This is a genomic window from Pseudomonas sp. MNR3A, from assembly GCF_009650575.1.
Lineage (GTDB): Bacteria > Pseudomonadota > Gammaproteobacteria > Pseudomonadales > Pseudomonadaceae > Aquipseudomonas > Aquipseudomonas machongensis.
On record NZ_VZZS01000008.1, the window covers coordinates 84,967 to 108,104 of the forward strand.

General features: G+C 64.7%; 22 protein-coding genes and 1 tRNA gene. 14 read left to right on the forward strand and 9 right to left on the reverse strand.

Annotated elements, in window-relative coordinates:
- The first annotated feature begins 120 nt into the window (after positions 1 to 120).
- Positions 121 to 1,890: an ABC transporter transmembrane domain-containing protein gene (locus F6X62_RS05775; protein ID WP_063544068.1), complete on the forward strand. Its 1,770-nt coding sequence runs from the start codon at positions 121 to 123 to the stop codon at positions 1,888 to 1,890.
- 56 nt (positions 1,891 to 1,946) lie between these two features.
- On the opposite strand, the gene F6X62_RS05780 is transcribed toward F6X62_RS05775, so the two are convergent.
- Both F6X62_RS05780 and F6X62_RS05785 read right to left on the reverse strand, forming a co-directional pair.
- Positions 1,947 to 2,023: transfer RNA gene (locus tag F6X62_RS05780), tRNA-Pro, on the reverse strand.
- 81 nt (positions 2,024 to 2,104) lie between these two features.
- Positions 2,105 to 2,326: a YgdI/YgdR family lipoprotein gene (locus F6X62_RS05785; RefSeq protein WP_054892416.1), complete on the reverse strand. Its 222-nt coding sequence runs from the start codon at positions 2,324 to 2,326 to the stop codon at positions 2,105 to 2,107.
- Positions 2,327 to 2,488: 162 nt separating this feature from the next.
- Here F6X62_RS05785 and moaB point away from each other — a divergent pair, with 162 nt between their 5' ends.
- Together moaB and glp are read left to right on the forward strand one after the other, a co-directional pair.
- Positions 2,489 to 3,028 carry a molybdenum cofactor biosynthesis protein B gene (moaB, locus tag F6X62_RS05790; RefSeq protein WP_054892415.1) on the forward strand — a complete coding sequence of 180 codons (540 nt, stop codon included), beginning with the start codon at positions 2,489 to 2,491 and terminating at the stop codon, positions 3,026 to 3,028.
- A 22-nt stretch (positions 3,029 to 3,050) separates the two neighbouring features.
- Complete coding sequence (gene glp, locus F6X62_RS05795) at positions 3,051 to 4,238, forward strand: gephyrin-like molybdotransferase Glp (protein WP_153773088.1); 1,188 nt, start codon at positions 3,051 to 3,053, stop codon at positions 4,236 to 4,238.
- Here the strand turns inward: glp and F6X62_RS05800 are convergent.
- On the reverse strand, positions 4,227 to 5,462 hold the full coding sequence (locus F6X62_RS05800) for a glycosyltransferase family 4 protein (protein WP_153772937.1): 1,236 nt from the start codon (positions 5,460 to 5,462) through the stop codon (positions 4,227 to 4,229). The genes glp and F6X62_RS05800 overlap by 12 nt on opposite strands.
- A gap of 181 nt (positions 5,463 to 5,643) precedes the next feature.
- Here F6X62_RS05800 and yegS point away from each other — a divergent pair, with 181 nt between their 5' ends.
- On the forward strand, positions 5,644 to 6,531 hold the full coding sequence (gene yegS, locus F6X62_RS05805) for a lipid kinase YegS (RefSeq protein WP_153772938.1): 888 nt from the start codon (positions 5,644 to 5,646) through the stop codon (positions 6,529 to 6,531).
- On the opposite strand, the gene F6X62_RS05810 is transcribed toward yegS, so the two are convergent.
- The 3 genes from F6X62_RS05810 to F6X62_RS05820 all read right to left on the reverse strand — a co-directional run bounded on the left by F6X62_RS05810 (position 6,515) and on the right by F6X62_RS05820 (position 9,004).
- Positions 6,515 to 7,171, reverse strand: a complete 657-nt coding sequence (locus F6X62_RS05810; protein ID WP_054892411.1) for a response regulator transcription factor — start codon at positions 7,169 to 7,171, stop codon at positions 6,515 to 6,517. The two genes, yegS and F6X62_RS05810, sit on opposite strands and share 17 nt — an antisense overlap.
- The gene (locus F6X62_RS05815; protein WP_153772939.1) at positions 7,164 to 8,057 is read right to left on the reverse strand and encodes a sensor histidine kinase; all 894 of its coding nucleotides are present in this window, start codon (positions 8,055 to 8,057) and stop codon (positions 7,164 to 7,166) included. The genes F6X62_RS05810 and F6X62_RS05815 overlap by 8 nt, the downstream gene beginning before the upstream one ends.
- Before the next feature lie 428 nt (positions 8,058 to 8,485).
- Positions 8,486 to 9,004: a histidine kinase gene (locus tag F6X62_RS05820; RefSeq protein WP_371926247.1), complete on the reverse strand. Its 519-nt coding sequence runs from the start codon at positions 9,002 to 9,004 to the stop codon at positions 8,486 to 8,488.
- Between the two features lie 354 nt (positions 9,005 to 9,358).
- Between F6X62_RS05820 and F6X62_RS05825 the strand changes: the two genes are divergently transcribed.
- From F6X62_RS05825 to F6X62_RS05845, 5 genes are all read left to right on the forward strand, one after another.
- The gene (locus F6X62_RS05825) at positions 9,359 to 10,294 is read left to right on the forward strand and encodes a chemotaxis protein CheV (RefSeq protein WP_054892408.1); all 936 of its coding nucleotides are present in this window, start codon (positions 9,359 to 9,361) and stop codon (positions 10,292 to 10,294) included.
- A gap of 63 nt (positions 10,295 to 10,357) precedes the next feature.
- Positions 10,358 to 11,161 (forward strand): MOSC domain-containing protein, encoded by an 804-nt coding sequence (locus F6X62_RS05830; RefSeq protein WP_153772940.1) that lies wholly within the window; start codon positions 10,358 to 10,360, stop codon positions 11,159 to 11,161.
- Positions 11,162 to 11,260: 99 nt separating this feature from the next.
- Positions 11,261 to 11,944: a response regulator transcription factor gene (locus tag F6X62_RS05835; protein ID WP_054892406.1), complete on the forward strand. Its 684-nt coding sequence runs from the start codon at positions 11,261 to 11,263 to the stop codon at positions 11,942 to 11,944.
- Positions 11,941 to 13,266: an ATP-binding protein gene (locus F6X62_RS05840; RefSeq protein ID WP_054892405.1), complete on the forward strand. Its 1,326-nt coding sequence runs from the start codon at positions 11,941 to 11,943 to the stop codon at positions 13,264 to 13,266. Before F6X62_RS05835 ends, F6X62_RS05840 begins: the two co-directional genes overlap by 4 nt.
- A gap of 168 nt (positions 13,267 to 13,434) precedes the next feature.
- Positions 13,435 to 14,835 (forward strand): aspartate aminotransferase family protein, encoded by a 1,401-nt coding sequence (locus F6X62_RS05845; RefSeq protein ID WP_153772941.1) that lies wholly within the window; start codon positions 13,435 to 13,437, stop codon positions 14,833 to 14,835.
- Positions 14,836 to 14,875: 40 nt separating this feature from the next.
- Here the strand turns inward: F6X62_RS05845 and F6X62_RS05850 are convergent, their stop codons facing one another.
- From F6X62_RS05850 to F6X62_RS05860, 3 genes are all read right to left on the reverse strand, one after another.
- The gene (locus F6X62_RS05850; protein ID WP_153772942.1) at positions 14,876 to 15,922 is read right to left on the reverse strand and encodes an ornithine cyclodeaminase; all 1,047 of its coding nucleotides are present in this window, start codon (positions 15,920 to 15,922) and stop codon (positions 14,876 to 14,878) included.
- A gap of 18 nt (positions 15,923 to 15,940) precedes the next feature.
- On the reverse strand, positions 15,941 to 16,858 hold the full coding sequence (ctlX, locus tag F6X62_RS05855) for a citrulline utilization hydrolase CtlX (protein ID WP_153772943.1): 918 nt from the start codon (positions 16,856 to 16,858) through the stop codon (positions 15,941 to 15,943).
- Between the two features lie 137 nt (positions 16,859 to 16,995).
- Complete coding sequence (locus F6X62_RS05860) at positions 16,996 to 18,759, reverse strand: sigma-54-dependent Fis family transcriptional regulator (protein WP_153772944.1); 1,764 nt, start codon at positions 18,757 to 18,759, stop codon at positions 16,996 to 16,998.
- Positions 18,760 to 18,982: 223 nt separating this feature from the next.
- Here F6X62_RS05860 and F6X62_RS05865 point away from each other — a divergent pair, with 223 nt between their 5' ends.
- The 5 genes from F6X62_RS05865 to F6X62_RS05885 are packed head-to-tail and all read left to right on the forward strand — an operon-like array spanning position 18,983 to position 23,123.
- A complete protein-coding gene (locus tag F6X62_RS05865) occupies positions 18,983 to 20,077 on the forward strand; it encodes an ABC transporter ATP-binding protein (protein WP_153772945.1) in 1,095 nt (364 codons plus the stop codon).
- The gene (locus tag F6X62_RS05870; RefSeq protein WP_153772946.1) at positions 20,077 to 21,174 is read left to right on the forward strand and encodes an ABC transporter ATP-binding protein; all 1,098 of its coding nucleotides are present in this window, start codon (positions 20,077 to 20,079) and stop codon (positions 21,172 to 21,174) included. Before F6X62_RS05865 ends, F6X62_RS05870 begins: the two co-directional genes overlap by 1 nt.
- A complete protein-coding gene (locus F6X62_RS05875) occupies positions 21,171 to 22,034 on the forward strand; it encodes a carbohydrate ABC transporter permease (RefSeq protein ID WP_054892398.1) in 864 nt (287 codons plus the stop codon). Before F6X62_RS05870 ends, F6X62_RS05875 begins: the two co-directional genes overlap by 4 nt.
- A gap of 3 nt (positions 22,035 to 22,037) precedes the next feature.
- On the forward strand, positions 22,038 to 22,838 hold the full coding sequence (locus tag F6X62_RS05880; RefSeq protein ID WP_054892397.1) for a carbohydrate ABC transporter permease: 801 nt from the start codon (positions 22,038 to 22,040) through the stop codon (positions 22,836 to 22,838).
- A 12-nt stretch (positions 22,839 to 22,850) separates the two neighbouring features.
- Entirely contained in the window at positions 22,851 to 23,123 is a 273-nt protein-coding gene (locus F6X62_RS05885; protein ID WP_054892396.1) for a DUF2160 domain-containing protein, read from the forward strand.
- Positions 23,124 to 23,138: the final 15 nt, after the last annotated feature.

Consider the following 23,138-nt stretch of genomic DNA (forward strand, 5'->3'; position numbering starts at 1 on the left):
GGTTAGATCGATAAGCTATAGCCACTGGCCCTACCGAACTGCGACCCCGCGGCGGCTGCAGGCGTTCCACTCGGGCAGATGAATGGTAGTCTGCAGGTTTCCCGCTCACCGGTCCGCACCATGTCCGATCCGCTTTCCTCCCGCCAGCGCCGCGCCTTGGGGCTGGCCTGGCAATTCGTGCGTCCCTATCGCCGACAGGCCATGCTGGCCTTGCTGGCGCTGATCGTCACGGCAGCCATCACCCTGTCCATGGGCCAGGGTATTCGCCTGCTGGTGGATCAGGGTTTCATGACCGGTTCAGCGCACCAGCTCAACCAGACGATTGCGCTGTTCATGGTGCTGGTGCTGGCCTTGGCGGTTGGAACCTTCAGCCGCTTCTACCTGGTGTCGTGGATTGGCGAGCGTTGCGTCGCCGATATCCGCCGTGCGGTGTTCGATCACTTGATCAGCCTGCATCCGGGGTTCTTCGAGGATAACCGCAGCTCGGAGATCCAGTCGCGGCTGACTGCTGATACCACGCTGCTGCAATCGGTGATCGGCTCGTCGCTGTCGATGTTCCTGCGTAATGCGCTGATGGTGCTGGGCGGGGTGGTGTTGCTGTTCGTCACCAATCCCAAGTTGACCAGTATCGTGGTGCTGGCGCTGCCGCTGGTGCTGTCGCCGATCCTGCTGTTCGGCCGCCGGGTGCGCAGCCTGTCACGCCAGAGCCAGGACAGGGTCGCTGACGTCGGCAGCTACGTCGCCGAGACGCTCGGGCAGATCAAGACCGTGCAGGCCTACAACCACCAGGCCCATGATCGCCAGTTGTTCACCGATACCGTCGAGGCGGCTTTCGATGTGGCGCGCCGGCGCATTGCCCAGCGGGCCTGGTTGATCACCGTGGTGATCGTTCTGGTCCTGGGCGCCGTGGCCGTGATGCTCTGGGTGGGCGGCATGGATGTGATCGCCGGGCGCATCTCCGGGGGCGAGCTGGCCGCGTTCGTGTTCTACAGCCTGATCGTGGGCAGCGCCGTGGGCACCTTGAGCGAAGTGATCGGTGAGTTACAGCGGGCTGCCGGGGCCGCCGAGCGTATTGCCGAGTTGCTCGCGGCAAGCAGCGCGATCGTACCGCCGTCGCAGCCCTCGACACTGCCCGGCGCACGGGCCAGCGGGCAGATCGAGTTGCGCGATGTGCACTTCGCCTATCCGTCACGCCCGTCGGTGGCTGCCATCGATGGCCTGAGCCTGGTCATAGCACCTGGGCAGACCGTGGCGTTGGTGGGGCCATCGGGGGCGGGCAAGTCGACGCTGTTCGACCTGCTGCTGCGTTTTCACGATCCACAGTCCGGTAGCATTCTGCTCGATGGACAGCCGATTGCAGCGCTCGACCCCGACGACCTGCGTCGCCAGTTCGCCCTGGTGGCGCAGAACCCTGCGCTGTTTCGTGGCACGGTCGAGGCCAATATCCGCTACGGAAGGCCGCAGGCGAGTGCCGCCCAGGTCGAGGCGGCGGCGCGCAGTGCCCATGCTCACGAATTCATCCAGCAATTGCCCCAGGGCTACCAGACGCCGCTGGGCGAGGGTGGCGTCGGCCTATCGGGTGGTCAGCGCCAGCGCCTGGCGATTGCCCGGGCGCTGCTGGTGGATGCGCCGGTGCTGTTGCTCGATGAGGCCACCAGCGCGCTCGACGCGCAGAGCGAGCACCTGATCCAGCAGGCCTTGCCGCAGTTGATGGCCGGGCGTACCACCTTGGTGATCGCCCACAGGCTGGCGACCGTGCAGCATGCCGATCGCATTGCGGTGATCGACCAGGGTAGGGTGGTTGCTGTCGGCAGTCATCGCCAACTGGTCGAGGAAAACCCACTCTATGCCAGGTTGGCGGCGCTGCAATTCGCTGCAGGCAGCGCCTGAATGGCGATCACCCAGGCACGAAAAAGCCCGCACTAGGCGGGCTTTTTCGAAGGATCTGGTCGGAGAGACAGGATTCGAACCTGCGGCCTTCTCGTCCCGAACGAGACGCGCTACCTGGCTGCGCTACACTCCGATTTCGAAAATCCTACTGCATCGTATTTTTGAACGCAAGCCCTTGTTGTTAAAAGGCCGTTTGCTCAAAACGAGGTGCAGATCAGAGCTCTTTCACGGTGCGAATCTGATCCTTGTTGATGCGTGTACGCTTGCCATCGAGTTGTTCGAATTCGTAGAAGCCGGAGTCTTCGTCATAGGAAGGTTTGTCCACGGCCTGAATCTCGCGGCCGTCGTTCAACGTGATGACGGTTGGCGAAGCGCAACCGGCGAGGGTGGCCAGGCCCAGGGCGAGCATGAAGGCGGGAATTGTCCGTTGAATCATCGTGTTTCTCCAGTGCGATGGTGCTTGATGACGTTATGACGCGAGGCGTCCTTGCAAAGTTCCTCGCATAGTCGAGCATAGCGGCAATCAGCGGGCATTGACCAAGAACAAGGCTGCGCTGTGATATAACTGGCGCATTCTTTCCCCCTGCGACGGACCCTCATGAAAGCCAAGGCAGATACCCCCTTCGTGCCATTGAACATTGCCGTGCTGACGGTCAGCGACACCCGTACCTTCGACAACGACACCTCCGGGCAGATGTTCGTCGATCGCCTCAGCGCCGCAGGCCACCGCCTTGCAGAACGGGTGCTGCTCAAGGATGACCTTTACAAGATCCGCGCCCAGGTCGCCACCTGGATCGCCGACGACCAGGTACAGGTGGTGCTGATCACCGGCGGCACCGGCTTCACTGGCCGCGACAGCACCCCCGAAGCCGTCGCCTGCCTGCTGGACAAGCAGGTCGATGGCTTCGGCGAGCTGTTCCGGCAGATCTCGGTGCCGGACATCGGCACGTCCACCGTACAGTCCCGCGCCCTTGCGGGCCTGGCCAACGGCACCCTGGTGTGCTGCCTGCCCGGCTCGACCAACGCGGTGCGCACGGGCTGGGACGGCATCCTCGCCGAGCAGCTCGACGCCCGCCATCGTCCCTGCAATTTCGTCGCGCACCTGAAGCAGGCGCAGGCCTGTGACAGCCGTGGCTGAGGCTGCGCCGAGCCGGCCGTTGATGCCGGTGGAAGAAGCGCTGGAGCGCCTGCTGGCGCTGGCCGAGGCGGCGCCGATCAGTGAAACCGAAGAGGTCGAGCTGGCCGATGCCGAAGGCCGTGTACTGGCGCACGACCTGTTCGCCAGCGTCGACCTGCCGCCCTGGCCGAACAGCGCCATGGACGGCTACGCCTTGCGTCTTGCCGACTGGCAGGGCGAACCGCTGCCGGTGAGCCAGCGCATCTTTGCCGGTCACGCTCCGGCACCGCTGCAACCTGGCACCTGCGCGCGGATCTTCACCGGTGCGCCGCTGCCTGAAGGTGCCGACTGCGTCGAAATGCAGGAAAACGCCGAGGTGCTCGACGATGGCCGCGTGCGCTTTGTCGAAGCTTTGGCGCCGCACCAGAATGTGCGCCCCCAGGGCCAGGAAACCCGCGCTGGCGAGCAGGTGATGAACGCCGGCACGCTGTTGGGCCCGATCGAACTGGGTCTTGCCGCCACCCTGGGCCACGGCTACCTGCGTGTGCGGCGCCGGGTGCGGGTCGCGGTGTTGTCGACCGGAGACGAGCTGGTCGAGCCGGGGCTGCCGCTGGGCCCGGGGCAGATCTACAACAGCAACCGCCGACTGCTGGTCAGCTGGTTGCAGCGCATGGGCTGCGAGGTCATCGATGCCGGCATCCTCGCCGATGACCTGGCGCTGACCCGCCAATGCCTGGCCAGTCTGGGCGACGTCGACCTGATTCTTTCTACCGGCGGTGTGTCGGTAGGGGAGGCCGACTACCTGGGCATGGCCCTGCGCGAGGCTGGCGAGCTGGCGCTGTGGAAGCTGGCGATCAAGCCGGGCAAGCCACTGACCTTCGGGCATTTCCGTGGCGTGCCGGTGATCGGCCTGCCGGGGAATCCGGCGTCCACCTTGGTTACCTTCGCCTTGCTGACACGTCCCTACTTGCTGCGTCGCCTGGGCGTCGAGCAGGTCACGCCGCTGCGTTTCGACGTGCCGGCAGGTTTCGACTGGCCCAAGCCGGGCAATCGTCGCGAATACCTGCGTGCGCGGATCGAGGGTGGGCAGGTACGCATCTACTCGAACCAGAGCTCGGGTGTACTGCGCAGCGCAGCCTGGGCCGAGGGGCTGGTCGAGGTGCGTGAGGGCACGACGGTGAGCCCAGGCGACAGCGTGACGTTCATCCCCTTCAGCGAGCTACTTGGCTAGCATCCCGCCGAGCGGCGCGGCCTGCGCCGGTGCCAGTTGGGTCAGGCGCATGTGCACGTTCTCCAGTTGCTGGGCGGCAACGCTCCAGTCATGGCGCTGCCGGGCGAACTGTCGCCCGGCTTCCCCCAGTTGGGTCATGCGCCAGGGCTGGTTGAGCAACTGGGTCAGCAGCAGCGCCAGTTGGCTGCTGTCGTCACTGCCCAGGTAGTGTTCGCCATTGTTCACTGCCAGGCCCGAAGCGCCCTTGCCGGTGGTGATCACCGGCATCCCGGCGGCCATCGCCTCGAGAATTTTCACCTTCGACCCGCCGGCATAGCGCAGCGGCGCGAAGAACAGCGCCGAGCGCCGTTGCACTTCGCGAAGGTCGGGGCGGTAGCCAAGCCATTCGATGCGCGGGTCGTTCCAGTGCAGCTTCCAGTGCGCGGGCAGGGCGTGCCCGGCGATGGCCAGGCGCACTGCCGGATTGCTCTGCCAGACCTGGGGCAGGATGTCTTCCAGTGCCCACTCGATGGCCTCCAGGTTCGCGCCGTATTCGAAGTTGCCCACGAACAGCAGACGCTGACTGTGCAGGGCCGGTTGCACGTGCTGGTAGTGATCGCAGTCAACGCCATTGACCACCACGTTCACCGTCCGCCCGCTGATCTGCCCGATCAGCTCGGCGTCGTGCGGGCTGACCGCCACGACTTCGTTGGGCTGGCGCAGCACGCGCTGCTCCCAGCGCCGGTAGCGCCAGCGATCGAAGGCGTTGAGCGGACGCAACCACAAGGGCAGGCGATCATGGCAGGCTGCGCCCATCACCGACTCGAGGGTGTGTTCGCTGAGCAGGTAGGGCAGGCCGCGCCGTTGCAGGGCCTTCTCGAAGGGCTGGAAGGCGTAGCTGTGTTCGATCTGGATGACATCCCAGGGCTCGTCGAGCAACTGCTCGAAGCGGTGCCGAAGGCAGGGCGCCAAGCCATTGATGATGGCGCGCATGGGGTAGTCGATGATGGGCGAGGCGAGCAGGTTAAGCGGGCTCTGCACGGGGCGCCGTGGCAACACGATCAGGCGTTCGAGCAGCGGTTCGAGGGCTTGGCGCGCGGGATCGGACAGAGGCACCTTCGATTGCACCAGCAACGTGATGCGGTGGCCGTGATGTGCCAGTTCGCGCAGCAAGTGGTACTGGCGGGTCTTGCTGCCGCTGGTGGTGGGCCAGGGCAGGTAGGGCAATGTCCAGAGAATACGCATGACCGCTCCTGTCAGGTGAGGCTGCACAAGGGTCAATAATATGACTGTGTGGCGGGGCTCTCTTAAGCGTAGCCAATTATTTGTCGAGTGATGGCCTGGGTTGAATTTTGCGTTGCCGTGCAGCAATTGCCGGTTGCCTGTGGTCGAGATTGAGGTTGGCGTGTTCTAAGGAGAATCTCGTATGCACGGGCACAAGGCGATGTTGATCCTGCATGGCAAGCAGGCCATGAACGAAGAGGTGCGCAGCGCCGTGGGCGTGCGACGCGAGCGCGGGCAGGTACTGGATGTGCGTCTGACATGGGAGGCGGGCGATGCCCGGCGCTTGGTCGAAGAAGCCCTGGCGGGCGGTTACACGCACGTGGTAGCCGGCGGTGGCGACGGTACCCTTCGCGATATCGCCGAGGCCATGGCCCAAATGCAGGCCGACGCCAGCCTGGCCTTGCTGCCGCTGGGCACTGCCAACGACTTTGCCCGCGCCGCCGGTGTGCCGTTGGAGCCGGCGGCCGCCCTGGCCTTGCTGGATGTACCGGCCCGTCCCATCGACCTGGGGCGGGTGGGTGAGCAGATGTTCCTCAACATGGCCACCGGCGGCTTTGGCAGCCAGGTGACAGCCAATACGTCCGAAGACTTGAAGAAGGTACTGGGTGGGGCGGCGTACCTGTTCACCGGGCTGTCGCGCTTCAGTGAGTTGCAGGCTGCTTCGGCGACCCTGCACGGGCCTGATTTCCACTGGCAGGGGCAGTTGCTGGCCTTGGCCATCGGCAACGGTCGCCAGGCCGGCGGCGGCCATGTGCTGTGCCCCGAGGCGCTGGTCGATGATGGCTTGCTGGAGGTCGCGATTCTGCCTGCACCCGAGGCGATGGTGGGCGCACTGCGTGACTTGCTGACGGGCGAGGAGCTGTTCGTGCGTGCGCGCCTGCCCTGGGTCGAGATCGGCCAGGCCGAGGGGCTGGACATCAACCTGGACGGTGAGCCGTTGCAGGCCGGCAGCCTGCGTTTCGAGGCGGCGCCGGGCGCCCTGCGCGTGCACCTGCCCGCCGATTCGCCGCTGTTCAGTCGTCCAGGCTGATGATTTTCTCGCGCACCGCGAACAGCACCAGGCCCGCGACATCGTAGATCTGCAGACGCTTCATGATTTGCGAGCGGTGAGTTTCAACGGTCTTGATCGACAGCCCCAAGCCTGCGGCGATCTCGCGCGTGGACTTGCCACGCACGATCAGGCGCAGGATTTCCAGTTGTCGGGCGGTGAGGTTGTGGCGATCGCTGCTCGGCTGCTTGCTGGCCTGCGCGCGCAGCAGGGCCTGGTTGATTACCGTGTGGGCGATGGCCGGGCTGAGGTAGCGCTCGCCGTTGCGCAACGCGGCCAGGGCGTGCTCCAGCTCGTTGGCGGTGGTGTCCTTGAGCAGGTAGCCGTGGGCGCCGCTTTCGAGGGCGCGCATGATCAGGTCGGGGTCGGTGTGCATCGACAGGATCAGCACCTTGCAGGTGCAACCGTTTGCGCGCAATTGCGTCAGAGCGTCGAGGCCGTTGGTCGAGCGCATCGAGATGTCCAGCAGGACGATGTCGGGGCTCAGGCGCTGGACCATCTCCAGCAGGTGCTGGCCGTCGTCGGCTTCACCGACCACGGTGTAGTCGGGAATATCGGACACCAGTGCGCGCACGCCCGCGCGAATCAGCGAATGGTCGTCGATCAACAGCAGTCTAATCATCGGTGGCGGGTGTCCTGGCACGTTCCTGGCTGCGTGCAGGCCAGGGGAACAGCGCTTCGATTCGGGTGCCCGCTCCAGGCTGGCTGGTCACGCTCAGACTGCCCTGCAGGGCGGTGGCCCGCTCCTGCATGCCGGCCATGCCACGTTGCCCGACTTCGCCCGGTTTGCTGGCCGGGACGAAGCCCACACCGTCATCGAGGATCGTCAGCAGCAACCCGGCGGGGGTGCGTTGCAGGCTGATCAGCAAGTTGCGGGCCTGGGCATGGCGCAGCACGTTGGTGACCGCTTCCTGGGTGATGCGAAAGGCGGCCATGGTCACTTCCTCGGAGATGCCGCCCAAGCGCTGTTTGCATTCCAGGCTCCAGTGCACCTCGCTGTTCTCGAGGGCACGCAGCAGGTGCGCGCGCAGGCTGGCCTCCAGGCCCAGGCTGGCCAGTTGCCGTGGGTTGAGCAACGCCGAGACGTCACGCACGTTGCCCAGGGTGTCGTCGAGGGTCTTGCGCAGCGTGTCGCACTGCGCCTGCAGCGGTGCAGGCACGCGACGTTGCAACCAGTCGAGCTGAAGCTTGGCGGCGGTGAGCAACTGGCCGATGTCATCATGCAACTCGCGGCTCAGGTGCTGGCGTTCGCTTTCCTGGACTTTGAGCATGCGGTCGGCCAGCTCCGCCGGCAGCAGGTTGATCGATCGGGCGCCACGGCGCAGGTGCCAGCCGGCCCCGAGCAGGGCGGCCAACTGCAGCGCCAGGGCACCGGCCGATACAGGTTGCCCGCTGCTGTAGAGCACCAGGTTGGTGACCAGCGATGCCACGCACAGCACGGCGGTTGCCGCACGCAGCAAGGCGGTGCGAGAGCGACAACGCAGGGAAATCTTCAAGCGTGGAAGCATAGATAGGAAAGCCACTGAATTATTGCTGGCGCAGGTCGCCAATCTTTCTGAAGAATCGTGAATGTCCTGCCTTTCAACCAGGTACGAGCCCTGTTGTAATCGCTGAAGATCCGTTGGGCGTTCGTTCATTTGCGCGCATGGTATCACTTCGAGTTGGTTTGGTCCCGGCTGGTTAGTTGCCTGAAACCAAGGTGTTTCCGAGGCATGGCAGTGGGGTGCAATGCCTGTAGAAGTGGCAATAAGCCATTATCGTTTGAGAAGGCAGTAACTTCCAAACTCAACTAACGCGGCGAGTCTGCGGAACTAGACAGAACTTGTACAAACTTGCCAAGTTGCCATGTGTTTGGGGCCGCCCAGTCACACGAGTTACGCGGGGCCACATCACTAGGGGTCTGTCTGAAATGTGTCTGCACATTTCAGACAGACCCCTAGTCTTTGCGAGTTGATGTGCCGTAGGCGTGCTTGGGCTCAATGGGCATATTAAGCAGCTGGGGGTGCACGCAGTGGCGCTCGTTTTCGTCGCACAGGGCACAGGCCTGCGGGAGTGGCTGATCCAGCACACCCGCCAGGGTGACCAGCAGCAGGTGTTGCTCGCTGCTGTCCAGGTTCAGGTGTCCGGTGCGTTCATCGACCAGTTCCAGTTGCCAGGCCAGCAGTGTCAGGCAGTCGGCCAGTGCCGGCAGCGCGCCCTGCGGCAGGTTGCGGCTGGTGCAGCCAGGCGCCAGCAGGCGGTGCAGGGCCGAGGCGTAGTGGGCGATCTCGAGTACGCCCGAGGCGTCTGCTCGACGGGCGAGTGTCTCGAGGGCTTTGCTCAGGCAATGGCAGGCGTCAGCGTCATTGCTGATCAGCTCCAGGTGTTGCAGGCATTCCTGGGACTCGTTCAGCAGGACCTGCGCATCCAGCAGGAAGTCCTGCAGGACCGCTGTGTTCGAGAGCACCCGCTCCATCATGAAACTCCAACGTGCGGGGTTGGAGCAGGGGTTGGCCACACCGAGATGTTCGCTGACAAGAGCCTGACTCCGTTCATGCAGTGAGAATGGCGTCACATTAATGGCTAATGGATATTGCGAATATCAGGTTGCTCCCGATTGCTCCTAGGGGTTTCCCTGATGAGGTCTCAGAGGCAGTGGTACGTCCGCAGCGCGGCGGATGAGGAGGGATGTGGCAGCAGTAAAGCATGATGGTAAAGTGATATCAATCGCCGTTCAGGCATTTTTCTGCAGGGGTCAAGCTCTGGCGGATTGTGCCGATACAGGGCGGATGTATCCACTTTTTCCGGCTCAGAGCCAGGGGGTTGCGCAATGGCTGGCATTCTCGACACGGTAGATCAACGCACGCAATTGGTAGGCGAGAACCGCCTGGAAATCCTCATGTTCCGCCTGGCGGGGCGACAGCTGTTCGCGATCAACGTGTTCAAGGTGCAGGAGGTGCTGCAACTGCCCAAGCTGACCCTGATGCCGCAGCGCCACACCTTCGTCTGTGGCGTGGTCAACCTGCGCGGCCAGACGCTGCCGGTGATCGACCTGTCCCAGGCGATCGGCATGCGCCCGCTGCAGCCAGGGCCGGACAGCACCATCATCGTCACCGAGTATAATCGCTCGGTACAGGCCTTCCTGGTGGGCGGCGTCGACCGCATCGTCAACATGAACTGGGAAGCCATCATGCCACCGCCTACCAGCGCCGGCCGCCAGCATTACCTGACCGCGATCACCAAGGTCGACGAGAAACTGGTGGAGATCATCGACGTGGAGAAAGTGCTGGCCGAGATCGTGCCCTACAGCGCCAAGGTGTCGCGCGACAAGCTCGAAGACCCGGTGCTCGCCCGTGCCCGCGGTCGTGAAGTGCTGCTGGTGGATGACTCCAGCGTGGCCCTGGCCCAACTGCGTGACACCTTGTCGCAACTGGGTGTGAAGCTGCACATCGCCAGTGATGGCCTGAAGGCGCTGCGTATGCTCAAGGGCTGGGCCGATGCCGGAGAGGACGTCTGCGAAAAACTGCTGATGATCTTCACCGATGCCGAAATGCCGGAGATGGACGGTTACCGCCTGACCACCGAGATCCGCAATGACCCGCGTCTGCGCGGGCTCTACGTGGTGCTGCACACGTCGCTGTCGGGCAGCTTCAACGAGTCGATGGTGAAGAAGGTCGGCTGCGACAACTTCCTCTCCAAGTTCCAGCCGGACCGCCTGGTAGATGTGGTGCGCGAGCGTCTGTCGCTCGATCATGCGCCAGCCTGATACCTGCACACGCCCCGTGGTGGGTATAAGCTTGGCTTTTTGACTGGCACAAGGCGGGCGGGGATGTTTCTGAGTGCGTTGTATCGGTATCCGGTGAAGTCTTGCCAGGCGCAGAGCCTGGGCGAGTCGACGGTGGATGCCATGGGGCTGTCGGGCGACCGGCGCTGGATGGTGGTCGAGCAGGACACCGGGCGCTTCCTTACCCAGCGCGCCTGGCCGCAATTGGGACGGCTCACGGCCACCGCTGGCGATGAAGAAAGCCTGCTGCTGCAAACCCCTGGGCAGGCGCCGCTGACGGTCAAGGTGCCGGGTGCCGACGACGACCTGCGCGGGGTGACCATCTGGCGCGACACCTTGCGCGTGCCCGATGCCGGCGACGAGGCCGCTGCGTGGCTCAGTCAGATGCTCGGCAAGGCGGTACGCCTGGTGCACTGTCCGCAGCAGCGAGCACGCTACCTGCCCAGCGGCTATGGGCTCAACAGTGACCGTGCGGCCTTCCCCGACGGCTTTCCTTTATTACTGATCGGCCAGGGCTCGCTCGATGAGCTCAACCGGCGCATCGGCCGGCCGATGCAGATGCTGCGTTTTCGTCCCAACCTGGTGGTCGAGGGCGCCGAGGCGTTTGCCGAAGACGGCTGGAAGCGTATCCGTATCGGCGACCTGACCCTGCGGGTGCTCAAGCCCAGTGTGCGCTGCATCCTTACGACCCTCGACCCACAGACGGGTGAGCGCAGTAGCGACCGGGAGCCGTTGACCACCCTCAAGACCTTTCGTGAGCGGGAAGGGGACGTACTGTTCGGGCAGAACCTGGCGGTCGATGGCAGCGGGCGACTTGAAGTCGGCATGCCGGTCGAGGTACTCGAGTAATCGACGGCTGGCGCAGGCGACGAAACGCGGGGTGAGGTTCATAATCGGCGCTTAATCCCGTTTTGTTGCACTGCGCATCCACCTACCCGGAGATTTCCCATGCACGTACTGCTCTGCGAGGACGACGACCTGATCGCCAGCGGCATCTGCGCCGGCCTCACGGCCCAGGGCCTGACCGTCGATCGGGTCGCCAGCGCCTCGGCGGCACGTGCACTGCTCCAGGCGGCCCAGTTCGACGTGATGATCCTCGACCTGGGGTTGCCCGACGAAGACGGCCTCAAGCTGTTGCGCCGCCTGCGCCAGCAGGGCGAGGTGCTGCCAGTGCTGGTGCTCACGGCCCGTGATGCGGTCACCGACCGGGTCGATGGTCTGCAGGCCGGCGCCGACGACTACCTGCTCAAACCTTTCGACCTGCGCGAGCTGGCGGCGCGCCTGCACACGCTCCTGCGCCGCGTGGCCGGGCGCGCCGTGAATGTCATCGAGCACGGCCCCTTGGTCTATAACCCCAGCAGTTGCGAGGCGACCCTGGCCGGTCGTGCGGTCGATCTGTCCCGACGCGAGCAGGCCTTGCTTCAGGCCTTGCTGCAGAATCCCGGGCGCGTGCTGTCCAGCGAACAGCTCAAGGATTGCGTCTATGGCTTCAGCGATGAAGTCGAGAGCAATGCCCTGAACGTTCACATCCACCACCTGCGGCGCAAGCTTGGTAACAGTATCGTCGAGACCGTACGCGGGCTGGGCTATCGCCTGGGTGCAGCGCAGGCCCCGCAGGAGACCGCGCCATGAGCCTGCGGGTTCGTCTGTCGCTGATCCTGGGCAGTGCCTTCATCCTGATCTGGATCCTGGCCGCGGCCTGGATGTTGCGCGACCTGCGCCAGCAGATGATGTTCTCCCTCGACCAGCGCCTGGTGGCTTCGGCACGGATGGTGGCGGGCCTGGTCGACCAGTTGCCGCAGCCGTTGGGGGCCAAGGGCCGGGACGCGCACTTTGCGGCCGACCAGTTCAGCGTGCCGGACGGCATGGCCTGCCAAGTCAGTTCCCTGCGCGGCGAGATCCTGGCCAGCAACCACAAACACGATGGCAGCATGGACGATCAGCGCAGCGGCTTCCGTGACCAGACGATCGATGGCAGTTCATGGCGCACCTTCACCTACAACCACGGCGATGTGCGGATCACCACGGCCGATCGCCATCAGGAACGCGAGGCGCTCAACCAGTCGATCCTGCTGGCCGCTTCGGCACCGGTGCTGATGGCCTTGCTCGGCAGCCTGGGGCTGCTGTGGATTGGTCTGGGCAAGGGGCTGGAGCCGCTCAACCGCATGCGCGATGCCCTGCGCAAGCGCCGCGCAGACAGCGTCGAACCCTTGCAGGTGGCGGGCATGCCCAGCGAGCTGCAGCCATTGCTGGAAACCCAGAACCAGCTGTTCCTGCGGATCGCCCAGACCATCGAGCGCGAGCGACGCCTGACCGATGATGCCGCGCACGAACTGCGCAGTCCTCTGACCGCCATCAAGACCCACCTGCAAGTGGCGCGCATGACCGATGGAAGCGTGCGCGAGCAGGCCCTGGAGCACGCCGAGCAGGGCGCCGACCGCATGCACCGGACCTTGGAGCAACTGCTGATGCTGGCCCGGGTCGAGGGTAGCCTGTCGTTCGAAGATGGCGTGCTGTGCAGTGCCGAGCAAGTCGCGCGCCAGGCGGTGCAGGACGCTGGTGGCGGCGACAACCGGCGGATCGTCCTGCGCCTGCCCGAAGAGGCCACCCGCATCTACCTGGGCATGCCCGCGCCCCTGGCGGTGGCGGCGCTGCGCAACCTGCTGGACAACGCCCTGCGCCATGGTGGCAATGAGGCGGTGGAGCTGGAGGTGCAGATGGCCGATGGGCAGGTGGGCTTCCTGGTTCGCGATCATGGCCCGGGCATTGCCGACGAGGATCTCAAGCACCTGACCGAGCGTTTCTGGCGCAACAGCAAGAGTGTCGGCAGTGGGCTGGGATTGGCGATTGTCCAGGCGATCGTCCAGCGCTGCGCGGGCAGCTTGCGTTTCGACAGTCGCAGTGACGGGCTGCGGGTCTGGCTGCAGGTGCCTGCGCGGGAGGCTCGGGCCTGATCATCGGTGCATGTGGCTTTTCGCGGGTGCGTCTGTGAAAAGCCACCTTGGCCCCAAAATGTGCTAAATCCACACCCTACTCAAGCGTCTCCCAAGCGATGACTTCCCGACACACATCCGGTTACAGGGACGTGGCGGGCATTCCTACTTGCTTGCGAGGGTTCGCCGATGTCTACCGCTTCCAGCCTTGCCCAGGCACTGCCGGCTGTTGCGCCGGAATCTCTGTACCAGTTCGAGGATTCAGCCTTGCTGCTGCGCCAGCAGCAACAGGAGTCCAATGCCCGCAGCTACCCACGTCGCATTCCGCTGGCGCTCAAGCGCGCCCGGGGCATCCATGTCGAGGACGTCGAAGGCCGTCAGTTCATCGACTGCCTGGCCGGTGCCGGTACCCTGGCGCTGGGGCACAATCACCCGGTTGTGGTCGAAGCGATCCAGCGCGTGCTGGCCGATGAGCTGCCGCTGCACACCCTCGACCTGACCACGCCGGTCAAGGATCGATTCGTTCAGGACCTGTTTGCGGTACTGCCCGAGGCATTGCGTCGCGAGGCGAAGATCCAGTTCTGCGGGCCGACTGGCACCGATGCGGTGGAAGCTGCGTTGAAGCTGGTGCGTACCGCCACCGGGCGCAGCACGGTGCTGGCTTTCCAGGGGGCGTACCACGGGATGACCCAGGGCGCCCTGAGCCTGATGGGCAGCCTGGGGCCGAAAAAGCCCCTGGGTGCACTGCTCAACAGCGGCGTGCAGTTCATGCCCTATCCCTATGACTACCGCTGCCCGTTCGGTTTGGGCGGCGAGGCGGGGGTGCGTGCCAACCTGCATTACCTGGAAAACCTGCTGCTCGACCCGGAGGCCGGGGTACAGCTGCCGGCGGCGGTGATTCTTGAGGTGGTGCAGGGCGAGGGCGGTGTGATTCCGGCCGATATCGAGTGGCTGCGCGGTGTGCGCCGTATCACCGAGCAGGCTGGGGTGGCGCTGATCGTCGACGAGATCCAGAGCGGCTTCGCCCGCACCGGGCGTATGTTCGCCTTCGAGCACGCGGGCATCGTGCCGGACGTGGTGACCCTGTCCAAAGCCATTGGCGGCAGCCTGCCGCTGGCAGTAGTGGTCTACCGTGACTGGCTCGACACCTGGGCGCCTGGGGCTCACGCCGGGACCTTCCGTGGCAACCAGATGGCCATGGCCGCAGGGTCGGCGGTGATCAATTACCTGGTGGAGCATCGCCTGGACGAACACGCCGCCGCCATGGGCCAGCGCCTGCGCGGCCATCTGCAACTCCTGCAGCGTGACTACCCGCACCTGGGCGATATTCGCGGCCGAGGCTTGATGCTGGGGGTCGAGTTGATCGATCCGGACGGTGCGCTGGATGCCCTCGGCCACCCGGCGGCCTCACGCAGCCTGGCACCGAAGGTTCAGCGCGAGTGCCTCAAGCGCGGCCTGATTCTCGAACTGGGTGGCCGGCATGGCGCTGTAGTGCGTTTCCTGCCGCCGCTGATCATCAGCGCCGAGCAGATCGACGAAGTGGCCGACCGCTTCGCCCGTGCCGTCCAGGCTGCAGTAGCCGGCGACTGAACCAGGCCTGCGGGGCTGTGCACTACAGCCCCCCGCTTTTTTATGCTGCGCTGGCCTTGCGCGCCGAGGCTTGTGGTTGCAGCAGGGCGAACAGGTCCTTCGGGTTCTCGAGCTCGGGCACCAGGGCAATGTCGTGGCCGATATCCAGCGCCTTGGCCACATCCAGCACATAGCGCAGCGCGGAGTAATCCTCCAGGGCAAAGCCCACCGAATCGAACAGGGTCACCTGCGCGGCGTTCTCGCGACCGGCAGCGATCCCTTCGACCACCTGCCAGAATTCTGTGGTCGGCGAGTCCGCCGGCATCTGCTGGATTTCACCCTCGATGCGGCTCTGCGGTTCGTACTCGACGATCACCCGTGCGCGCTCGACGATCTCGCGGTGCAGTTCGGTCTTGCCCGGGCAGTCGCCGCCCACGGCGTTGAGGTGCATGCCCGGTTCGATCATTTCGGGGGTGAGAATGGTGGCATAGGCCTTGTCGGCAGTGACCGTGGTGACGATGTCGGCACCGCGTACCGCATCGGCCACGGATGCTGCGATGATCAGCTTGAGCTTGGGGTAGCCGGCCAGGTTGGCCGCGAGTTTCTGCGAGGCGGCGCGGTCGATGTCGAACAGGCGGATCTCTTCGATGCCCAGCAGGGTGTGGAAGGCGATGGCCTGGAACTCGCTTTGCGAACCGTTGCCGATCAGCGCCATGCTTCGGCTGTCCTTGCGTGCCAGGTAGCCTGCGGCCAGGGCCGAGGTGGCGGCGGTGCGAATAGCGGTGGTCAGGGTCATTTCGCTGAGCAGCACCGGGGCGCCGGTGTCGACATCGCCCAGCGCACCGAACGCCATCACGGTCAGCAGCCCGTTGTGGGTGTTCTTCGGGTGGCCGTTGACGTACTTGAAGGCGTACAGGTTGGCGTCGGACACCGGCATCAGTTCGATCACGCCATCGGGCGAGTGGTTGGCCAGGCGCGGGCACTTTTCGAAGTCGTGCCAGCGCAGGTAGTCGTCACGAATGTATTCGGCCATCTCGGCCAGGCAGGTGGGCAGGCCCTTGCGGTTGACCAGGCGGGCGAGGTCTTGCACGTCGATATAGCGGGTCATGGGGTGCTCCTTTGGGGCTCAGTGGCGCGAGGGAAGGTGGACTTCGGCGAGCATGCAGCGTGCACTGCCCCCGCCAATGCGTTCGATGTGGTCGATATCGACCACCAGCGGATGACTGTGACGCTCGACCTGGCGGCGTTGGCTGGCGTCCAGCGAGCGCCAGGCGTTGCGCGACATCACCAGCAGCGAGCGACCGCTGCGGTCGTGCACTTCGAGCATGTTGCCGGCGAAGCCCTCCAGCTGGTCGAAACCCAGTGCCAGCACCTCCTTGCCGGTGTCGCGCAGGGAACGTTCGAGGGTGCGGCGTTCGTCGGCGTGGGGCAGGGCGTCAAGACAGGCCACGGCCAGGGTGCGGCCGACGTTCATCATCACGTTGCTGTGGTAGATCGGTGTCTGCTGGCGATCGAGGGCGTGGAACAGGCACAGGCGGTAGCCGAGGCGTTCGGCGAACTGGCGCAGCGCCTGTTCGTGGGTGCGGCCGGAATGGCAGGCGTAGCTGATACGGTGCTCGCGATCCAGAACCATGCTGCCAGTGCCTTCGAGGAACAGATTCTGCTGTTCCAGTGGGCTCAGGTCGATGGTGCGTTCGATGGCGAAGCGTTCCTCGATCACCTGCAGCACACCCTTTTCGCGCTCCAGGCGACGGTTGTGACCTTCCATCGGGTAGAGCACCAGGCTGCCATCGGCATGGCTGCTCCACCAGTTGTTGGGGAAGATCGAATCGGGTGTGTGCGGTTCGGGCGTGTCCTGCACCACCAGAACCTCGACGCCGTGCTGGCGCAGGGTCTGCACATAGCCGTCGAACTCTTCGAGGGCTTTGCTGCTGGCCGCGTCAGGGTCCAGCGGTGCGTTCTGGAAGCGGTTGTTCAGGGCGGTGTCGGGGTTGAAGGCGAACCGCGCCGGGCGAATCATGAGGACGGTATTTGTTGTTTGCATTGGGCACGCATCCACAGGTGGCTGTGTGTCCATTTTCCGGTGCGGAAGTAGGAAAAGCCTGCTGAACGGCAGGTGACGGGCAGCGGCTCCAGCTGAAATGGTGGGCGTTGCAGCGGAATCGGCTGCGCTGCCCTGGCTCAGCCTGCGGCCGTCGAGCGCAGCCGCTTGTACAGTGTCGTACGGCTGATCCCCAGCGCCCGCGCCACTGAGGAAAGATTACCGTTGGCTTCGCGCAGCAGCGTATTGAGGTCTTGCCCGGTGTCGGCCCGTTCGGGTGCAGGCAGGGGGGCCGAAGCTTCCACCAGGAACGCCGCTGGCAGGTGCTCTTCGCCGATGGCATCAGGCCCCGCCAACGCCAGGGCCACCTGCATCACGGTCACCAGCTCGCGCAGGTTTCCCGGCCAGGGATGCTGCTCGAGCAGCGCCAGCATCCGTGGCGACAAGCGTTGTACCTGTCCGGGTTCGCGGTAACGTGCGTGCACCTGCTCGATCAGTGCCCGCCGATCGCTGCGCTCGCGCAACGGGGGCAGTACCAGTGCCAGCCCGGCGATGCGGTAGTAGAGGTCCTGGCGAAAACGCCCGGCGCGGACTTCGGCAGCCAGGTCGAGGTTGCTCGCCGAGACCACGCGAATGTCCACCGCCACCGGCTCGCCGCTGCCCAGCGGCTGTATGCAGCGCGACTGCAGCACACGCAACAGTCGGGCCTGGGTTGGAAGGGGCATGTCGCCAATTTCGTCGAGAAAAAGGATGCCGCCGTCAGCCTTGCGGATCAGCCCGGTGTTGCCTTTGTGGTGGGCACCGGTGAAGGCGCCTTTCTCGTAGCCGAACAGCTCCGACTCCACCAGTTCTGCCGGGATCGCTGCGCAGTTCACCGCGATCAACGGCTGGCCGACGCGGCTGCTGGCCTGATACAGGGCATTGACGAAGACCTCCTTGCCGACGCCCGTCTCGCCCTGAATCAGCACCGGAATATCCTTCTCCAGCAGCAGGCCGGCCTGGGCCAGCGCCTTGCTCACGCGCGGGTCGCTGCTTGGCGGTGTGCTGCGCATGGGTTGATGCGGTGCGCGCCACTGGCAGTGGAAACGGTGGCGACCGGCGACTTGCAGGGCGAAGGCGCTCTCCTGAGGGTGGGCGAGGATCTGTTTGAGCGAGGTCTGGAATAGCTGTTCGAGCGTGCATTGCCGCGGATCCTGGCCCAGCAGGCTGTCTGCGCGATGATTGGCTGCCAGCACCCGGCCACGTTCGTCGAACAGCAGCAAGCCGGCCCAGGGGCTGTCGAGGTTGTCGGGCGCGGTATTGAACACCAGTTGCCCATGCCGGTCGCCGTGGGCGGCGAGGATCAGGCGGTTCTCCAGGCTCTGGCCCATCATGCGCACCAGGCCGAGGGTCTGGGCGACGGGCAGGTAGCCATCGCTTGAGACATCCAGTACGCCCACCAGGCGGCGCTCGGCATCGAACAGGGGCGCGGCAGCACTGGCCATGTAGCGGTTCTGGCGCAGGAAGTGTTCGTCCTGGCCGACGTGGATGGCCTCACCGCAGGCCAATGCCGTGCCCAGCGCGTTGGTGCCCACGCCGCGCTCCTGCCAGTGTGCACCCGGTATGAAACCGTGCTGCTGGCGCGGTTCGACGAAGCGCCGCGTGCCCCAGGCGTCGAGCAGGCAGCCTCCGGCGTCGGCGAGCATCACCAGGTAGCTGGAATTGCCCAGCAGGTGCGTGTACTGCGGCAGCACGGCGTCGCGGGTCAGTTGCAGCAGGGCCTGGCGGTGCTCGAGCAGTTCGCTCAGTTGCGCGCCGGTCAGGCAGTCGAAATCCGGCGCGCTGTGCGGTTGCAGGCCGTATTCGCGGCAGCGGGCCCAGGAGGCCTGGATCAGGTGGGCGTGGGTCGGGGTATCAGCGGCCATGGGCCTGTCCCTGTGTGATTGTTGTTGTCGACGACCGCCCTTGAGTGTCGTTCACAACTGTTCATTGTCAATGCCGTGGTTGTTCAACTGTCCAGCGAAACTGTTCATTTGTGTTCGCAGGCGAACAGGGCGCTGCTGCGTGGAGCCGGTGCCAGAGCGTTCGGCGGTTTCTGGCACGGTTCTGGCTCCGTTCGGCGGACAACAATCACAAGAAGGCTACGCCATGACCCTGGTGCTGGAGCAGGTCAGCCGCCACGTCGATAACCAGGCCTGGATCGCCGAGGCCAGCCTGCGTTTCGAGCCGGGCTCGTTCAATGTGTTGCTTGGCCGTACCTTGTCTGGCAAGACCAGCCTGATGCGCCTGATGGCCGGCCTGGATCGGCCGGACAGCGGGCGGGTGCTGATGGACGGCGAGGACGTTACCGGGCGCCCGGTGCGTGAACGCAATGTGTCGATGGTCTATCAGCAGTTCATCAATTACCCCACCCTCAGCGTGTTCGAGAACATCGCCTCACCGCTGCGCCAGGCGCGCCTGCCAGAGGCGCAGATTCGCCAGCGGGTGCTCCAGACCGCCGAGATGTTGCGTATCGAAGCCTACCTGCAGCGCTTGCCGCTGGAGCTCTCCGGTGGCCAGCAGCAGCGCACGGCAATGGCTCGCGCGCTGGTCAAGGACGCTTCGCTGATCCTCTTCGACGAGCCGCTGGTCAACCTCGACTACAAGCTGCGTGAAGGGCTGCGCCAGGAGCTGCGCGCGCTGTTCGCCGAACGCAACTGCATCGCCGTGTACGCCACCACCGAGCCGAACGAAGCCTTGGCCCTGGGTGGCACCACCACCATCCTCCACGAAGGGCGGCTGCTGCAGAGCGGCCCGACCGCCGAGGTCTACCACAAGCCTTGCAACGTGCTGGCTGCCGAGCTGTTCTCGGAGCCGCCGATCAACCTGGTCAGCGGCCGGGTCGCGGGCAACGAGGTGAGTCTGGCCGGCGCCGTGCACTTCGCCCGTACCGATGATCTGCGCGCCCTGGCCGATGGCGACTACCGCTTCGGTGTGCGGCCCAGTCACATCACCCTGGTGCCCTCCCATGACGACGACCTCGAGCTGACCGTGCTGGTCGAGCTGGCTGAAATCAGCGGCTCGGAGACCTTCCTGCATGTGCGTAACGAGCACTGGCGGATGATCCTGCATCTGCCGGGGGTGCACGAATATCAGGTGGACACCCAGGTCCCGGTGTTCATCCCCACCCACAAGCTGTTCGTCTTCGACAGCACCGGTCAACTGGTACAGGCCCCCGGCCTGCGTCAGGGGAGGCGCCGCTGATGGCCGAGATCCGCTTGCATCGCCTGGCCCACAGCTACAGCCGCCAGCCCTCCGGCGCTGGCGACTATGCCTTGCACGAACTCGAGCATGTCTGGGAGCAGGGCGGGGCCTACGCCTTGCTCGGACCGTCCGGCTGCGGCAAGTCGACCTTGCTCAACATCATTTCCGGCCTGCTCAGTCCGTCCCAGGGGGAGGTGCAGTTCGACGGTCAGCCGGTCAATGCGCTGTCGCCGCAGCAGCGCAACATTGCCCAGGTGTTCCAGTTCCCGGTGGTGTACGACACCATGAGCGTATTCGACAACCTGGCCTTCCCCCTGCGTAACCAGGGCCTGGATGAGCAGCGGGTGAGGGCGCGCGTCGAAGAGATCGCCGAGGTGCTCGACCTGGGGCCGGTGCTGAAGAAAAAGGCGCGCAACCTGAGCGCCGACGAAAAGCAGAAGGTTTCGATGGGCCGCGGCCTGGTGCGCGACGATGTGTCGGCGATCCTTTTCGACGAGCCGCTGACGGTGATCGACCCGCACTTGAAGTGGAAGCTGCGGCGCAAGCTCAAGCAGATTCACGAGCAGTTCAACATCACCATGATCTATGTCACCCACGATCAACTGGAGGCATCGACCTTCGCTGACAAGATCGCGGTGATGCACGGTGGGCGCATTGTCCAGTTCGGCACCCCGCGCGAATTGTTCGAGCGCCCGCGCCATACCTTCGTGGGCTACTTCATTGGCAGCCCCGGGATGAATCTGATCGAAGTGCGTGCCGAAGCCGATGGCGTGAGTTTCGGCGGTCTGCACCTGCCATTGCCGGATGGCCTGCGCGAGCGCCTCGCCGAGCAACCGCGCGAGCGCTTGCAGGTAGGGATTCGCCCGGAGTTCGTGCAGGTCTGGGACCGTCCGATCGATGATGCCTTCGAGGCTCAGGTCCTGGATATAGAAGACCTGGGCACCTACCGCATCCTCACCCTGGAGCTGGCTGGCGTCACCCTCAAGGCTCGCATGGGTGAGGACCGTCCCCTGCCTGAAGGGCGCGCGTGGGTCAGCCTGCCAGCGCAATGGCTGATGCTCTATGCCGATGACCTGCTGCTGGAGGCCACGCCATGAACAAGGTGCCGAACAACAAGGCCTGGTGGCTGGTGCTGCCGGTGTTCCTGCTGGTGGCCTTCAGCGCCGTGGTGCCGATGATGACGGTGGTCAATTACTCGGTGCAGGACATCTTCGACGCCTCCAACCGCTATTTCGTTGGCGCCGACTGGTACCGCCAGGTGTTGCGCGACCCCGCGCTGCACGATGCACTGCTGCGTCAGTTCATCTATTCAGGCTGCGTGCTGCTGATCGAGATCCCGCTGGGGATCGCCATTGCCCTGACCATGCCGACCAAGGGGCGCATGGCCTCTGTGTGCCTGATCATCATGGCTATTCCGCTGCTGATCCCGTGGAACGTGGTCGGCACCATCTGGCAGATCTTCGGCCGCGCCGATATCGGGCTGCTTGGCGCCACCCTGGCCAAGCTTGGGGTCAGCTACAACTATGCGGGCGATCCGCTGGATGCCTGGGTCACCGTGCTGGTGATGGATGTCTGGCACTGGACCTCGCTGGTGGCACTGCTGTGCTACTCGGGGTTGCGCGCCATTCCCGACGTGTATTACCAGGCTGCACGCATCGACCGCGCCTCGGGTTGGGCGGTGTTTCGCCATATCCAGCTGCCAAAGCTCAAGAGCGTGCTGTTGATCGCGGTGATGCTGCGCTTCATGGACAGCTTCATGATCTATACCGAGCCTTTCGTGCTCACCGGTGGCGGGCCGGGCAATGCCACCACGTTCCTCAGCCAGACCCTCACGCGCATGGCGGTAGGGCAGTTCGACCTGGGGCCGGCGGCGGCGTTCTCGCTGGTGTACTTCCTGATCATCCTGCTGGTGTCGTGGCTGTTCTATACCGCCATGACCCACGCCGACAAGGATTAGGCCATGACTTTGCGCAAAGCGGTGCCGCTGCTGCTGTACTTCTTCTTCCTGCTGGTGCCGATCTACTGGCTGTTGAACATGTCGTTCAAGAGCAACACCGAGATACTGGGCGGGCTGACCCTGTGGCCGCAGGCGTTCACCTTTGACAACTATCGCGTCATTTTCACCGACCCGAGCTGGTACAGCGGCTACCTCAACTCGCTGTACTACGTGTGCCTGAACACGGTGATCTCACTGGCGGTGGCCTTGCCGGCCGCGTATGCCTTCTCGCGCTATCGCTTTCTCGGTGATCGCCATTTGTTCTTCTGGCTGCTGACCAACCGCATGGCGCCACCGGCGGTGTTCCTGCTGCCGTTCTTCCAGCTGTATTCGTCCATCGGCCTGTTCGATACCCACATTGCCGTGGCCCTGGCCCACTGCTTGTTCAACGTGCCACTGGCGGTATGGATCCTGGAGGGTTTCATGTCGGGGGTGCCGAAAGAGATCGATGAAACCGCCTACATCGATGGTTACAGCTTCCCGCGCTTCTTCGTGAAGATCTTCATACCGCTGATTGGCTCCGGGATCGGCGTGACGGCCTTCTTCTGCTTCATGTTCTCGTGGGTCGAGCTGCTGCTGGCGCGCACCCTGACATCGGTGAGTGCCAAGCCGATCGCGGCGGTGATGACCCGCACCGTGTCGGCCTCGGGGATCGACTGGGGGGTATTGGCTGCGGCCGGGGTGCTGACCATCCTGCCTGGCATGCTGGTGATCTGGTTTGTCCGCAACCATGTGGCCAAGGGCTTTGCCCTGGGTCGGGTATAGGAGGGCGCAACGATGGAGTGGATGGCCTGGACCTTGCCCACGGCGCTGTTCTTTGTCGCCGTCGGTGTGCTGCTGTCGTGCATGACAGTGTTCGAGCTGCGTCGCCCCTGCGTGGAGCGGCGCGGTTTCCTGCCGCTCGTCACCAGCCGTGGCGATCGGTTGTTCATCGGCCTGCTGGCCAGTGCCTACCTGCACCTTGCGGTGATCGGCGCCAGCGACTGGCCGCTGTGGGTGGCCTCGCTGCTGTCGCTGGCCTGGCTCGTGGTGGTGCTGCGCTGGGGTTAGCCCGGGGCGGCGGAT

Excerpts from the sequence above, each read along its gene's own strand:
- F6X62_RS05775 (WP_063544068.1), top strand. The coding sequence starts at position 121 with ATGTCCGATCCGCTTTCCTCCCGCCAGCGCCGCGCCTTGGGGCTGGCC.
- F6X62_RS05785 (WP_054892416.1), bottom strand. The coding sequence starts at position 2,326 with ATGATTCAACGGACAATTCCCGCCTTCATGCTCGCCCTGGGCCTGGCC.
- moaB (WP_054892415.1), top strand. The coding sequence starts at position 2,489 with ATGAAAGCCAAGGCAGATACCCCCTTCGTGCCATTGAACATTGCCGTG.
- glp (WP_153773088.1), top strand. The coding sequence starts at position 3,051 with ATGCCGGTGGAAGAAGCGCTGGAGCGCCTGCTGGCGCTGGCCGAGGCG.
- F6X62_RS05800 (WP_153772937.1), bottom strand. The coding sequence starts at position 5,462 with ATGCGTATTCTCTGGACATTGCCCTACCTGCCCTGGCCCACCACCAGC.
- yegS (WP_153772938.1), top strand. The coding sequence starts at position 5,644 with ATGCACGGGCACAAGGCGATGTTGATCCTGCATGGCAAGCAGGCCATG.
- F6X62_RS05810 (WP_054892411.1), bottom strand. The coding sequence starts at position 7,171 with ATGATTAGACTGCTGTTGATCGACGACCATTCGCTGATTCGCGCGGGC.
- F6X62_RS05815 (WP_153772939.1), bottom strand. The coding sequence starts at position 8,057 with ATGCTTCCACGCTTGAAGATTTCCCTGCGTTGTCGCTCTCGCACCGCC.
- F6X62_RS05820 (WP_371926247.1), bottom strand. The coding sequence starts at position 9,004 with ATGGAGCGGGTGCTCTCGAACACAGCGGTCCTGCAGGACTTCCTGCTG.
- F6X62_RS05825 (WP_054892408.1), top strand. The coding sequence starts at position 9,359 with ATGGCTGGCATTCTCGACACGGTAGATCAACGCACGCAATTGGTAGGC.
- F6X62_RS05830 (WP_153772940.1), top strand. The coding sequence starts at position 10,358 with ATGTTTCTGAGTGCGTTGTATCGGTATCCGGTGAAGTCTTGCCAGGCG.
- F6X62_RS05835 (WP_054892406.1), top strand. The coding sequence starts at position 11,261 with ATGCACGTACTGCTCTGCGAGGACGACGACCTGATCGCCAGCGGCATC.
- F6X62_RS05840 (WP_054892405.1), top strand. The coding sequence starts at position 11,941 with ATGAGCCTGCGGGTTCGTCTGTCGCTGATCCTGGGCAGTGCCTTCATC.
- F6X62_RS05845 (WP_153772941.1), top strand. The coding sequence starts at position 13,435 with ATGTCTACCGCTTCCAGCCTTGCCCAGGCACTGCCGGCTGTTGCGCCG.
- F6X62_RS05850 (WP_153772942.1), bottom strand. The coding sequence starts at position 15,922 with ATGACCCGCTATATCGACGTGCAAGACCTCGCCCGCCTGGTCAACCGC.
- ctlX (WP_153772943.1), bottom strand. The coding sequence starts at position 16,858 with ATGCAAACAACAAATACCGTCCTCATGATTCGCCCGGCGCGGTTCGCC.
- F6X62_RS05860 (WP_153772944.1), bottom strand. The coding sequence starts at position 18,759 with ATGGCCGCTGATACCCCGACCCACGCCCACCTGATCCAGGCCTCCTGG.
- F6X62_RS05865 (WP_153772945.1), top strand. The coding sequence starts at position 18,983 with ATGACCCTGGTGCTGGAGCAGGTCAGCCGCCACGTCGATAACCAGGCC.
- F6X62_RS05870 (WP_153772946.1), top strand. The coding sequence starts at position 20,077 with ATGGCCGAGATCCGCTTGCATCGCCTGGCCCACAGCTACAGCCGCCAG.
- F6X62_RS05875 (WP_054892398.1), top strand. The coding sequence starts at position 21,171 with ATGAACAAGGTGCCGAACAACAAGGCCTGGTGGCTGGTGCTGCCGGTG.
- F6X62_RS05880 (WP_054892397.1), top strand. The coding sequence starts at position 22,038 with ATGACTTTGCGCAAAGCGGTGCCGCTGCTGCTGTACTTCTTCTTCCTG.
- F6X62_RS05885 (WP_054892396.1), top strand. The coding sequence starts at position 22,851 with ATGGAGTGGATGGCCTGGACCTTGCCCACGGCGCTGTTCTTTGTCGCC.